Annotated in this window: 10 protein-coding genes and 2 pseudogenes; 3 read left to right on the forward strand and 9 right to left on the reverse strand. The window is 69.7% G+C overall.

The features are described 5' to 3' along the window. A pseudogene (locus A5659_RS00430) lies at nucleotides 1-1,043 on the forward strand (DNA-binding protein); the annotation flags it as partial. Here the strand turns inward: A5659_RS00430 and A5659_RS00435 are convergent. From A5659_RS00435 to fdxA, 3 genes and pseudogenes are all read right to left on the reverse strand, one after another. Beyond that, nucleotides 998-2,293: pseudogene (locus tag A5659_RS00435) on the reverse strand (APC family permease); the annotation flags it as partial. The pseudogenes A5659_RS00430 and A5659_RS00435 overlap by 46 nt on opposite strands. 112 nt (nucleotides 2,294-2,405) lie before the next feature. Continuing rightward, nucleotides 2,406-3,491, reverse strand: a complete 1,086-nt coding sequence (gene dapC, locus A5659_RS00440; protein WP_156748720.1) for a succinyldiaminopimelate transaminase — start codon at nucleotides 3,489-3,491, stop codon at nucleotides 2,406-2,408. A gap of 41 nt (nucleotides 3,492-3,532) precedes the next feature. Then, a complete protein-coding gene (fdxA, locus tag A5659_RS00445) occupies nucleotides 3,533-3,859 on the reverse strand; it encodes a ferredoxin (RefSeq protein ID WP_003875467.1) in 327 nt (108 codons plus the stop codon). Nucleotides 3,860-4,250: 391 nt separating this feature from the next. Here fdxA and A5659_RS00450 point away from each other — a divergent pair, with 391 nt between their 5' ends. After that, nucleotides 4,251-4,583, forward strand: a complete 333-nt coding sequence (locus A5659_RS00450; RefSeq protein WP_066866235.1) for a hemophore-related protein — start codon at nucleotides 4,251-4,253, stop codon at nucleotides 4,581-4,583. 24 nt (nucleotides 4,584-4,607) lie between these two features. Here A5659_RS00450 and A5659_RS00455 read toward each other — a convergent pair whose 3' ends face one another. The 4 genes from A5659_RS00455 to mshB all read right to left on the reverse strand — a co-directional run bounded on the left by A5659_RS00455 (nucleotide 4,608) and on the right by mshB (nucleotide 9,628). Then, nucleotides 4,608-5,372 (reverse strand): maleylpyruvate isomerase N-terminal domain-containing protein, encoded by a 765-nt coding sequence (locus tag A5659_RS00455; protein ID WP_066876536.1) that lies wholly within the window; start codon nucleotides 5,370-5,372, stop codon nucleotides 4,608-4,610. Between the two features lie 39 nt (nucleotides 5,373-5,411). Then, the gene (locus A5659_RS00460) at nucleotides 5,412-8,063 is read right to left on the reverse strand and encodes a bifunctional FO biosynthesis protein CofGH (protein WP_082975860.1); all 2,652 of its coding nucleotides are present in this window, start codon (nucleotides 8,061-8,063) and stop codon (nucleotides 5,412-5,414) included. 96 nt (nucleotides 8,064-8,159) lie between these two features. Next, a complete protein-coding gene (locus A5659_RS00465; RefSeq protein ID WP_067178784.1) occupies nucleotides 8,160-8,621 on the reverse strand; it encodes a hypothetical protein in 462 nt (153 codons plus the stop codon). A 92-nt stretch (nucleotides 8,622-8,713) separates the two neighbouring features. Beyond that, on the reverse strand, nucleotides 8,714-9,628 hold the full coding sequence (gene mshB, locus A5659_RS00470; RefSeq protein WP_067178786.1) for an N-acetyl-1-D-myo-inositol-2-amino-2-deoxy-alpha-D-glucopyranoside deacetylase: 915 nt from the start codon (nucleotides 9,626-9,628) through the stop codon (nucleotides 8,714-8,716). 95 nt (nucleotides 9,629-9,723) lie between these two features. Between mshB and A5659_RS00475 the strand changes: the two genes are divergently transcribed. Beyond that, entirely contained in the window at nucleotides 9,724-10,335 is a 612-nt protein-coding gene (locus A5659_RS00475) for a TetR/AcrR family transcriptional regulator (protein ID WP_066866245.1), read from the forward strand. Nucleotides 10,336-10,346: 11 nt separating this feature from the next. On the opposite strand, the gene A5659_RS00480 is transcribed toward A5659_RS00475, so the two are convergent. Both A5659_RS00480 and A5659_RS28335 read right to left on the reverse strand, forming a co-directional pair. Beyond that, complete coding sequence (locus tag A5659_RS00480) at nucleotides 10,347-12,248, reverse strand: ABC transporter family substrate-binding protein (protein ID WP_197497859.1); 1,902 nt, start codon at nucleotides 12,246-12,248, stop codon at nucleotides 10,347-10,349. 46 nt (nucleotides 12,249-12,294) lie between these two features. Further along, nucleotides 12,295-12,410: hypothetical protein (locus A5659_RS28335; protein ID WP_231997693.1), on the reverse strand; the 116-nt coding region annotated here is incomplete at its 5' end.

Here is a 12,410-nt window from a genome sequence, read left to right on the forward strand (position 1 = left end):
TCGGGGTGTTCACCGGCTTCTCGATGGCCGGCTACGGCATGACCAAACACCATCTGACGCATCGGGAACCGGGCTGGCGCCGCCGGCTGGCGATCAACCTGTCCGCGGCGGTGCTGTCGACGATCGTGGTGGGCATCTTCGCGGTGGCGAAATTCACCGAGGGCGCCTGGCTGGTGGTCATCGTGTTCCCGCTGCTGGTGTTCATGCTGACCCGGCTCAACCGCGAATACCGGGCCGAGGCCGCCATTCTCGAGATGTTCCGCACCGATCGCCCGGAGCTGGTGAAGTACGCGCGGCACCGGGTGTTCGTGTTCGTCGACTCGGTCGATCTGGCGGTGATCGAGGCGCTGCGCTACGGCAGGGGGTTGCGGGCCGACGAACTGATCGCGGTGCATTTCATGGTCGACCCGGCCCACGCGGCGCTGCTGCGAAAGCGTTGGGACCATTTCGAACTCGACACCCCGCTGCGCATCGTGGACTGCCCGGACCGTCGGATCAGCCGGGCCGCGCAGCTGCTGGTCGCCAAGGCGCGTGACGAGAACGCGCGCACCAATGTGACGGTGCTGCTGCCGCGGCGAACCTTCGCCCGGCTGCTGGGCCGCGTGCTGCACGACCGCACCGCCGACAAGATCGCGCGAGCGGTCAGCCTGATTCCCGACGCCGCGGCGACGATCGTGCCCTACGACGTCGAATCGCGGATCAGGGAGGCCTACCCCGACACCTTGGAGCAGCGGATCGGACAGGGGATCGACAAGCTCGAGGCGTGGGTGTCCCAGGACGAAGACCGCAAGGTCGACGCCTACGAACACCCGCAGCGACCGCGATCGGTGGTCATGGTGGCCGGCCTGATCTCGGGGCAACGCGCCAGCGTCGAAGGCCGGGTCAGCGAGGTCGAAGACGTCACCACCCGAGGCCGCACCCACCGACAGATCGTCATCGGGGACAGCACCGGCGAAATGACCGTCACCTTCCGCCCGGGCCACGGCGGCGCCGACATCCAGCCCGGTTCCCGATGCGTCAGATGGTGTTTGGTCATGCCGTAGCCGGCCATCGAGAAGCCGGTGAACACCCCGATCGCATAGAACGGCACCAGGGCATTCACCGACCCGCCGGTGGCCACCAGCAACGCGACCGACAGCGCCGTCAGCGTGATGATCCCGTTCGAAAACACCAGGCGGTGACCACGTTTCGTGAGCTGCCTGGGCAGGAAGCGGTCGTCTGCGACGAAACTGGCCAGCGCCGGAAAGCCGTTGAAGCTGGTGTTGGCGCCGGTGAACAAGATGGCGGCCGTTGCCGCTTGGACCAGGACATAGAAGACGTCGCCGACAACGCCGTTGCCGAAGACGGCCCGGCCGATCTGCGACAGGACCGACGGGTACTCGGTCAGGTACGGCGTCGCGTGGGTGACGTGCGCCAGGTAGGCGACGCCGGCCAGCAGCAGGCCGAGGATGGTGGCCATCGCGGTCAGCACTCGGCGCGCGTTGCGCCCCTGGGGCTTTCGGAAGTACTCGACCGTATTGGAGATCGCCTCGACCCCGGTCAGCGACGAACCACCGTTGGCGAACGCACGCAGCAGCACCAAGATCGTGGCGCCCAGCACCAGCCCGTTGCCCTGGTGCACCGGGACGGTCCCGGCCATATGCGTGGGGTCGTAGATGGGCAGGTTTCCGATGACCGCGCGCACGACGCCGACCACGATGGTCAGGGCGACCATGACGACGAAGGAATACGTCGCCACCGCGAACGGCAATCCCGCCTCCTTGAGGCCGCGCAGGTTGGCGTAGCAGATGAGAAGCACCACGGCGACGGTGAGTTCGAGGCTGTAGGGGCCCAGCGCGGGAATCGCCGAGACCACCGCGACGGTCCCCGCGGCCGACTGCACGGCGACCGTGACCACGTAGTCGATCAGCAGCGCCGCGGCGGCGATCTGCGCGACCCGCGGTCCGAAATTGTCGCGCGCGACGATATACGAGCCGCCCGCCCGGGTGTAGGCCATGACCACCTGCCGATACGAGGCGGCCACCAGCACCAGGATCAGCAGGATCACGCCGGTGATGGGCAGCAACAGCAGGAAGGCGGCCAGCCCCGCATGCGGTAACAGCTCGATCAGGATCTGCTCGGGGCCATACGCCACCGAGGACACCGCGTCGGGCGAAAGAGCCCCCAGCGCAACCTGATTCGACAACTTCTCGGATGCGATGTCCTCGGTGATCAGCGGCTTGCCCAGGAACACCCGCTTGGCGATGTCCCCCAGCGACAGCGGGATGCGCAGCTTGCCGGTCGAACTGGTCACGAGCACCGTCCTTACCCGAGGTTGAGAACGTGGAACGCCTGAAGATGCATTGTGCACGCTCGCCGCTCTCCTGGGGCCCGGGCGGTGCGGAAACGCCGGGCCGGATCGCCCGCTAAGCGAGTCGTTGCACGGCGGCGGCGATCCGCTCGTCGGCGGCGGTCAGCGCCACCCGAACGTGCCGCGCACCGCGCGGGCCGTAGAAATCACCCGGGGCCACCAGGATGCCGCGCTGCGCCAGCCAGGCGACGCTGTCGTGGCATGGCTCGCCGCGGGTGGCCCACAGGTACAGGCCGGCTTCGGAATGGTCGACGGTGAAGCCGGCCGAGCGCAGGGCGGGCAGCAGGGCCGCGCGGCGGCGCTCATAGCGCTGCCGCTGTGCCAGTTCGTGGGCGTCGTCGTCGAGGGCCGCCACCATGGCCGCCTGCACCGGCGTGGGCACCATCATCCCGGCGTGCTTGCGCACGGCCAGCAGCTCGTCGACCAGCTCGGGGTCCCCGGCGACGAACCCGGCCCGGTAGCCCGCCAGCGACGAGCTCTTCGATAGGGAGTGGATCGCGAGCAGGCCGGTGTGGTCGCCGTCGCAGACCGAGGGGTGCAGGATCGACAGCGGCTGGTCGTCCCAGCCCAGCCCCAGATAGCACTCGTCGGAGGCCACCAGGCAGCCCCGGTCGCGGGCCCAGCCGACCACCTTGCGCAGGTGATCGACGCCCAGGACACGCCCGGTCGGGTTGCTCGGCGAGTTCAGGTAGTACAACGACGGCGATTGCGGACCCAGCTGGGTCAGCGAATCCGCGCGCAGCACCCGCGCCCCGGCCAGCCGGGCCCCGACGTCATAGGTCGGATACGCCAGCTCGGGCACCACGATGACGTCCGCGGGGCCCAGGCCCAGCAGCGTGGGCAGCCAGGCGATGAGCTCCTTGCTGCCGATCACCGGGAGCACCGCCGCCTCGCCCAGCCCGGTGATGCCGAACCGGCGGTCCAGCGCGGCGACCGCCGATGCGCGCAGCCGGGCGGTGCCGGCGGTGGCGGGATAGCCCGACGCCGACGCGGCGGCGGCCAGCGCCTCCTGGATCACCGGGGCAACGGGGTCGACCGGGGTGCCGACCGAGAGGTCGACGATGCCGTCCGGATGGGCGCCGGCCAGCGCCTTCGCGTCGGCCAGCGTGTCCCAGGGGAACTCGGGCAGGGCCGCCGACACCGCCGGCCGGCGCTTTTTGAGCTGGTGGGGCACCGGGCCGCTCAGTCGCCCTCGCCCTGCGGCGGCAGATCCTTGACCACTTGCGGGTCGTTCTCGGTCAAGCCGACCTTGGCCGCGCCGCCGGGCGATCCCAGCTCGGCGAAGAAGTCGGCGTTGATCTGCGTGTACTGGCTCCACTGGTCCGGCACATCGTCTTCGTAGTAGATCGCTTCGACGGGGCAGACCGGCTCGCACGCCCCGCAGTCGACGCATTCGTCGGGGTGGATGTAGAGCATCCGAGCGCCTTCATAGATGCAGTCGACGGGGCACTCCTCGATACAGGCTTTGTCCTTGATGTCGACACAGGGTTCGGCGATCGTGTACGTCACAGACGTCTCCTCCATGTACTAAGCCATCTGCTGGGCTCAACTGTGGGCTGGGCGTTCAGCTCGCACCGGCGCGCGTCCGACCGCATCCGGTGAAGCTTTCGGTTACTGATACTAGACGTTGCAGATACAGGTCAACCATTTGGCGCGCCTGTCGAAATACCGATTTAAGACCGACAGTCTCGGAGCCTGTGACCGGCCCCCGTTTCGCCGACGGCGAACACCGCTGGCAAGCCGCTGACCTGCGAAGAGTAACGCCCGGGCGGTGGTGTGCGATATCCGTTGTGTTGCAGGCACGCTCGCGGGGCCTGGTAATCTCAACCGAAGGACGGCAACCGCTGGGCAGATGTTCTCGCCGTAATAGCGGTGCATTAACTGGGGAAGGTGTCCACACATGAGGCTGTCGTTGAGCAAATTGGGCGTTGCGGTTGGCAGCGCGGCGGTGGCGTTGAGCGCCGCGGCCGGGATCGCGTCCGCGGATCCCACCGACGCGATCATCAACACCACCTGCAACTACGGGCAGGTCATCGCGGCGCTGAACGCGACCGACCCGGCAGCTGCCCAACAGCTGAACTCGTCGCCGGTGGCGCAGTCCTACATCCGCAACTTCCTGGCCTCGCCGCCGCCGAAGCGTCAGCAGATGGCCCAGCAGATCCAGGCCATGCCGTCGGCGCAGAAGTACTACGACGACATCAACCAGGTCGCGGTCACCTGTAACAACTACTGAGCCGATCGCTTCGCACGAAGCGGTTCAGTAGCCGCCGAGCAGGCGGCGCACGCGCCCCAGGGTTTCCGGCCCGACGCGGCTGCGAATGCGTGACGGATCGGCGGGCCGCCGGCCCCACAGCAGCAGCACCCGCGCGGCCGCGTCGGTCTCCAGGGTGGCCGGGCCTTCCGGCTCGGCGAGCCCGATGGTGATCTGATCCGGGTCCGCGGCCAGTACGACGTCGTCGGTGCCGTCGGCTCGCAACCGGGCGTCGATTCGCTCGCCGGGTTTCAGCTGCTTGGCCCCCTTCACCAGCAGCGGCCTGCCCACCGCGAGGACGCTGTGCGTGGTCATCCACGGCTCGGCCAGCCGGGCCTGGGCGGCCGGTTCGTCCCCGGTGATGTCCCAGCTGTGCAGGACCAACTCTTCGCGCATGTGCTCGGCGAACCAGGGCACCTTCATGGTGCGGCCGGTCCAGGCGACGTCGGTGTCGGCGGGCAGCGCCTCGGCCGCCACCGCGACCTCGGTGAGGGTGGCCATCCGGTCGGTCAGCGCGTCCCACAGGTCCGCGTCGTTCAGGGCGCGCAGGGGGCCTTCGCGTTCCTCGAAGCTGCGGGTTGCTACGGGCTGGCCGTCCAGGTGGGCGCCGAGCACCCGCGCGAGCTCTTCGGCGTTTCCGGCCTGGTGGACGACGATGTCGCGCACCGTCCAGGCCTCACACCAGGTGCCGGCGTCGGGTCCGTGCCGGCGCACCGCATCCGCGAACGGCCGCCACTCGGGGAATCGATCGTCATCAATCTGTCGCTTCACGACCCCCGGTATACCCGACGGCACCGACAAGAAGGCGAACTACGCGGCCAGCGTCGTGTAGTCGGTGGTGCGTTGCCGCGCCGGGCGGCCGATGCCCTCGGCGATCGCGACAAGCTCCGCCACCGTCTTGGCCGAGCCGTACTCCGAACCGGCCATCCGGGAGATGGTCTCCTCCATCAGCGTGCCGCCCAGATCGTTGGCGCCGCCGCGCAGCATCACCTGCGTGCGCTCCACGCCGAGCTTGACCCAGCTGGTCTGGATCTGGGAAATGCGGCCGTGCAACATGATTCGCGCCAGCGCGTGCACGGCGCGGTTGTCCCGATGGGTGGGTCCGGGACGCGACGCGCCGGCCAGGTACAGCGGTGAGCTCTGGTGCACGAACGGCAACGGCACGAACTCGGTGAAACCGCCGGTGCGGTCCTGGATGTCGCGCAGCACGTTGAGGTGGCCGACCCAGTGCCGCGGGCTGTCAACGTGGCCGTACATCATGGTCGACGACGACCGCAGCCCGACCTCGTGTGCGGTGGTCACGATTTCGATCCACAGCGACGTCGGCAGCTTGCCCTTGGTCAGCACCCAGCGCACCTCGTCGTCGAGGATCTCGGCGGCGGTGCCCGGAATGGTGTCCAGCCCGGCTTCGCGCAGGCTGATCAGCCACTCGCGAATGCTCAGCCCGCTCTTGGTGACCCCGTTGGCGATCTCCATCGGGGAAAACGCGTGCACGTGCATCGACGGCACCCGCGCCTTGACCGCGCGGACCAGGTCGGCGTAGCCCGTGACCGGCAGCTCGGGGTCGATGCCGCCCTGCATGCACACCTCGGTGGCGCCCTGCACGTGCGCCTCCCACGCGCGGTCGGCGACCTCCTCGGTGGACAGCGAGTATGCGTCGGCGTCGCCCTTGCGCTGCGCGAACGCGCAGAACCGGCAACCGGTGTAGCAGATGTTGGTGAAGTTGATGTTGCGGTTCACCACGAAGGTGACGTCGTCGCCGACGGCTTCGCGGCGCAGCGTATCGGCAAGCGCGGCAACCGCTTCCAGCGCGGGGCCGTGGGCGGTGGCCAGGGACAGGTATTCGCTGTCAGAGCAGCCGCCGGGGTCGCGTTCGGCGGACCGCAGCGCGGCCAGCACATCGGTGTCCAGCCGTTCTGGCGCTTTGGCGCCCTGCGCGGCCAGCTCGTTGACGTGCGCGCGGATCGATTCCCAGTCGCCGAAGGCGCTGTCGATGTCGCTGCGGGTCTCGGTGTTGCGGCCCTCGCTGTCGATGGCCGCGTTGAGGTCGACCCGGCCCGAGGAGCCGACGTCGTCGGGCTCCTGCCAGGGCAGCCCCACCGGGTTGACGTCGCGCGCCAGACCGGTCGCCGGATCGGCCAGCGCCGCAACGTGTCCGGACACCCGCGGGTCGATCCACGCCGCGCCCGCCTGCACGTATTTCGGCTGCGCGGTCAGCCGCTGGACCAGCTCGTAACCGGCTTCGGCGGTGACGGCGGCCAAGTCGTCCAACGCCGGCCACGGCCGCTCGGGGTTGACGTGGTCGGGCGTCAGCGGCGACACCCCACCCCAGTCGTCCACCCCGGCGCCGAGCAGGGCCAGGCACTCGTCGCGCGACACCAGATTGGGCGGCGCCTGAATCCGCATGCCGGGGCCGAGGACCAGGCGCGCGACCGCCACCGTGGCCAGGTAATCCTCGATGCCGGCGTCGGGAACGGCGGCCATCGCGGTGTGTTCCTTGGCCCGGAAGTTCTGCACGATCACCTCTTGCACATGACCGAACTCCTTGTGCGCCTTGCGGATCGCATGCAAGGTGTCGGCGCGCTCGGCGAGCGTCTCGCCGATGCCGACCAGCAGGCCGGTGGTGAACGGGATCGACAACCGCCCCGCGTCGGTCAGGGCGCGCAGCCGCACGGCCGGGTCTTTGTCCGGGCTGCCGTAGTGGGCAAGCCCTTTCGTTTCGAACAGCCGCCGTGACGTCGTCTCGAGCATCATGCCCATCGAGGGCGCCACCGGCTTGAGCCGGGCCATCTCCGACCAGCTCATCACGCCGGGGTTCAGGTGCGGCAGCAGCCCGGTCTCTTCGAGCACCCGGATCGCCATCGCGCGCACGTAGGACAGCGTGGAGTCATAGCCGCGTTCGCTCAGCCACTCGACGGCCTCCGGCCAGCGATCCTCGGGCCGGTCGCCGAGGGTGAATAGTGCTTCCTTGCAACCGAGTTCGGCCCCGCGGCGGGCGATGTCGAGGATCTCGTCGGGCTCGAGATACATGCCGGCGCCCTGGGCGCGCAGCTTGCCCGGGACGGTGACGAAGGTGCAGTAGTGGCAGGTGTCCCGGCACAGGTGGGTGACCGGGATGAAAACCTTGCGCGAGTAGGTGATCGGCAGCCCGCCGCCCGGCCCGCGCCGGCCGGCCGACTCCAGACCCGCATCGCGCACCCGGGCCGCACTGGCACACAGGTCGGCGAGGTCCGCGCCGCGCGCGGTCATGGCGACCGCGGCCTCGTCGACGTTCAGCGCGACGCCGTCTCGAGCCCGTCGCAGCACCCGCCGCAGCGCCGATGCACCGGCCTTCGGCGGGGCTTCCGGAGAAACCTTGGCCGGCACCACAGGGTTGGGCAGAGCGGTAGGCTCCTCGCCCGGAGTCAACAGCACCTTGGTGTAACTTCCCCACGATCGAATTTCATCCGCGCGTCCCAACATGTGAAATCGTGGCACCCGTTGGCGGGTCCCGTATGGGCAACTGTCAACAGTAGCGGCACCCCCGCGTCGGCAAGCGGGCGACATCCCGGCCGATCGTCAGACGCCCTGCCCGCGCCGCCACAGCACCCAGACCGGCGGTACCACCCCCAGGACCAGCAGCAATAAGGCCGCGTACGCCATCAGGCCGCGGCCGCCCAGGATCACGTCGTCGGCCGGGCCACCCATGCTGATCACCGCCACGGTCAGCAGCCACGTCCACAACGGCAGCGCCGCCAACCGGGGCGAACGGGTCCAGCGGCCGGCGGCCCACACCAGCGCCGCGTTGACCAGTCCGGAAATCAGTCCGCTGATGGGAAACGGGACCGTCCCGATGTAGAGAGGCAGCAGCAGGGCTCCGGCAAGTGCGGAGAGCACCCCGTCGACCGCCAAGAGGGCCAATACGACGAAACGGATCGCGGGGTCGGTCGCGCCGCTGTCGTCAACGGAGGCGACGCGTGGCTTGGTTTCGGTCAGGTCGGGACGCTGTCGATGTTGGACATGATGGAGCCGATCACCCACTGTAGGTTGTCCAGCCGGTCCTGCCAGTGTTGCTGATTAGGGTCCAGGTCGGGGTCCATGCGAATTCCTTCCGTGGCTGCCTGATTGGCAGCCTACCGCGTCGGGGCCGGCGGAAACTCAAGCCCTGCGAGCAGGTCCGTTTCCCAGCCCCGCCCGTCGCGCTCCCCCGCCGCGCCACCGACCAGGACGTAGTGCTCTTGCCCCAGAATCGGGATCGCCGCGTTGTTCGACAGCGCGCAGGCGCGACCGGTCGGTCCGACCACCACCTGGGTGGCGTGCGCGGCGAGCGCCGCCCGCTTGGCGGCCACGGCCTCCGGGCCGGTCTCGACGACGGCGTCGATGTCCTCGTCGGCGTAGCCGAAGGTGAACTCCTCCTTCGGCGGGATCGACCATTCGGGCCGCAGATCCTCGGGCGTCAGCGCGTCCATGGCCGCTTCGAAGGCGCTCGTTGCGAAGACCGACCAGTAGAACTTCGGCACGGCCCAGGGCTCGCCGACAAAGTCGGCGGCGCCGGCTCCGGGGCCCGCCGCCGCCACGGCGGCCACCGTGATGCGGTGCGCGTGAACGTGATCGGGATGGCCGTAGCCGCCGGCCGGGTCGTAGGTCACCACGACGTGTGGGCGCTGCTCGCGGATGACGGCCACCAGCGCGCCGACGGTCTCGCGGTCGTCGGCGTCGATGAAGCGTTGCCGGTGCCGCGCCGGCGTGCCGCGCATGCCCGAATCGCGCCACCGGCCGGCGCCGCCGAGGTAGTGCGGCTCGCCCACGCCCAGCGCCCGCAGCGCGGCGGTCAATTCGCCGATCCGGTAGCCGCCGAGTTGGTCCGCGCGATCGACGGCCAGTTCGGCCCATCGTTCGCCGATCACCTCGCCCTCTTCGCCCAGCGTGCAGGTGACCACCCGGACATCGGCGCCACGGGCGGCGTAGTGGGCGATGGTGGCGCCGGTGCCGAGGCTTTCGTCGTCGGGGTGCGCGTGGACGAACAGTAGCCGCGGCGTCTCAGGCATGGACGGCACCCTACGGCAGCCGCGACGATTCGGGCAGTCCGGCCGCTACCCACCGGTAAGCGGCAGGTAGGAACGCGCACGGCTACTATCAAGGAGTGCCCCAGCTCACGGACGCAGACCAGACCGGCAGCCGAAGCCGCCGGCGCGGCGAGGTCCTCGAACGCGCCCTGTACGAGGCCACCCTGGCCGAGCTGACCGAGGTCGGTTACGGCGGCCTGACCATGGAGGGCATCGCGGCGCGCGCCCATACCGGCAAGGCCGCCCTGTACCGGCGCTGGGACACCAAGTGCGAGCTGGTGCACGCCGCTTTGGTGTTCGCGCTACCGCCGCTGCCCGAGTTGCGTTCCGGCCGGTCGGCCAGGGAGAACCTGCTGGCGATGTTCACCGCGCAGCGCGACCTACTGGCCGGAAAGACCGGCTTCCCTGGCCTGGACGTCATCCACCAGCTGTTGCACGAGCCCGAGATGCGGGCCATCTTCGCCGACGCGGTGGTGCGGCCGCGCATGCAAATCGTGGAATCGATCCTGCAGGCGGCCATCGACGACGGTGACCTCGATCCGACGACGGTCACCCCGCTCACCGCCCGCATCGGGTCGGCTCTGATCAACCAGCACTTCCTGCTGAACGGTTCGCCGCCGAACCGGCGCGAGCTGGCGCTCATCGTCGACACCGTGATCCCGCCGCGCGCAACGCGTCCCGCCGACTGACCGCGCGGGCGTTATGGCCCCGTCTTGATCCACTGGCCGGCGTCGCCGACGATGCCGACCGGGACCGCACCGGACAGGCTGACGTTCTGCACGCTCGGGCCGGCCCCGACGATCGTGGTGTCCTGCAGGATCGGCAGCACGGTAGCCATGTTCCACAAGCGCGGTTCGACCGCGGTGATCACGTCGTTGATGTTCTTGGTGCCGTTGAGGGCGGCGTCGATGTTCGACTGGATGCTGCGATCGCAGATCCCGGTGAGGTTCGACGGCGCCTGCACCAGGGCGTTGGGATCGGCCGGGCGGCTGGGCGGCGGCGTGGTCGTCGGCGTCGTCGACGTGGCGGGCGCCCCGGTGGACGGCGTGGGACCGGCGGGGGCCGACGGCGCGGGTGCCGGCCCGTTGGAGATCGGCACCTGGGTGGATTCCAGTGCGGGACAACCGTATCGGGAGGCGAGCCGGGTCGCCAGGTTGCCACCCGCCTGATGCCAGCCGACGATCGCGTCGACCCGGTTGTCGTTGAGCGCGTCGTGATAGAGGGTGACCGGGTCCAGCGCCAGCACGGTCGCGGCGATGCCGACGTTGCGCAGGCGGTCGGCGGCGGTGTTTGCCACCGCGACCGAGGTCGGATCGTTCGCCGCCACCCCGATCACCAGCGAAAGTTGTTGGCCGTCCTTGCTGATCCGGCCGCGGATGACCTCGGGCGGCCCGGTGTTCGGCGGGGCTGATGGCGGCGCCGCCGAAGCCGAAGTGTTCGGGTCGACCTTGTAGCCGGCCCCCTCCAGCAGCGCCAGCGCCGCCGGGGTCGTCATCGCCGGTGGCGCGGTCGGCTCGTAGCCCGGGTCGCTCGGCGCCCGGATTTGGGCCTGGTCCAGGGTGACGGTGTTGTCGCTGCCGGCGCCGACGGCCGCGAGCAGGTCGACGTCGAGCAGCCCCAGGATCGCCTTACGGACTTGCGTGTCCGCCAGTTTGGGTTCGGTGGCCCGCAGCGTGAGCTGCATGATGCGCGGCGTCACGATCCGAGCGGTCCGGACGTCGGGGATGGCGGACAGCTGCGCGAAGGCCGCCGAGCCGCCGTGCACCTGCGCCACCTGGGTGTCGCCGTTGCGCACGGAATCGGCCAGGGCGGCCGGCGCCCCGGCGCGGCGGAACAAGATGAGCGCGGGTTTGGCCGGCGGTCCCCAGTAGCGGTCGTTGCGGGCCACCAGGATCTCGTCGCGCTGCGGATCGATGCTTTCCACCCGGAACTGGCCGCCGGTGACGGGAAGCGCCCGGGCCAGACCCGCGGCGAAACCGCCGGGCACGTCCTTGACGATGTGGGCCGGAAGGATGTTGCTGAACAACTCCTTCCACGCCGGATACGGTTCGGCGAAGGTGACCACCGCCTGCTTGCCGCCCTCCAGGGACTGCACGCCGGTGATGAGGTCGTACCCGGCCGGGTCGACGACCCCGGGCTGGCTGACCATCTGGTGCCACAGGTACCAGAAGTCGTCGGCGGCGATCGGCGCGTTGTCGGTCCACTGCGCCTCCGGCCGGATCTTGTAGGTCACCGTGAACGGGTTCTGGCCGGTCACCTCGGCCGACACCAGCAGGGTCGGGTCCATCTCCCAGCGGGAACCGGTCGGCATGTTGGGGTCGGGGACCGGCCGAAAGGCGCTCGGCAGCACCAGCGCGCTGATCGCCGCGTTCACCGGGGACAGGTCGGACAGCAGGTGCGGGTTGAAGCCGGCCCCGATCGAGTCGATGCCCATGATGATCTCGCTGACCCGCGGTGGCGGCGGCACGGAGTTGTGCGGCGTATCGGTGCTCTGCGGCGCCGGCGGCGGGTTGACCGTACAGGCCGAGAGCACGAGTCCGACCAAAAAGATCAGTCCGCCCAGCACCATGAACCAACGGCGGACTCGTCTCGGCACGCTGATCAGGGTATCGAGCAACCGCACAGCAGCCCGTCCAACCACCCCGGTGTTAACCCCGCGCCTTGGCGCGCGACCGGCTGCGGGCCCGGGCGGTGGCGTCCAGCTCGACCTTGCGCACCCGCACGATCTCCGGGGTCACCTCGACGCATTCGTCTTGCGCGCAGA

Source organism: Mycobacterium sp. 1165196.3 (assembly GCF_001673415.1).
In the GTDB taxonomy this organism is placed as follows: domain Bacteria; phylum Actinomycetota; class Actinomycetes; order Mycobacteriales; family Mycobacteriaceae; genus Mycobacterium; species Mycobacterium europaeum_A.

What these genes read in the sequence shown, in the direction of transcription:
- A5659_RS00460 (WP_082975860.1), bottom strand. Translation starts at nt 8,063, where the DNA reads ATGTTGGGACGCGCGGATGAAATTCGATCGTGGGGAAGTTACACCAAG.
- A5659_RS00450 (WP_066866235.1), top strand. Translation starts at nt 4,251, where the DNA reads ATGAGGCTGTCGTTGAGCAAATTGGGCGTTGCGGTTGGCAGCGCGGCG.
- mshB (WP_067178786.1), bottom strand. Translation starts at nt 9,628, where the DNA reads ATGCCTGAGACGCCGCGGCTACTGTTCGTCCACGCGCACCCCGACGAC.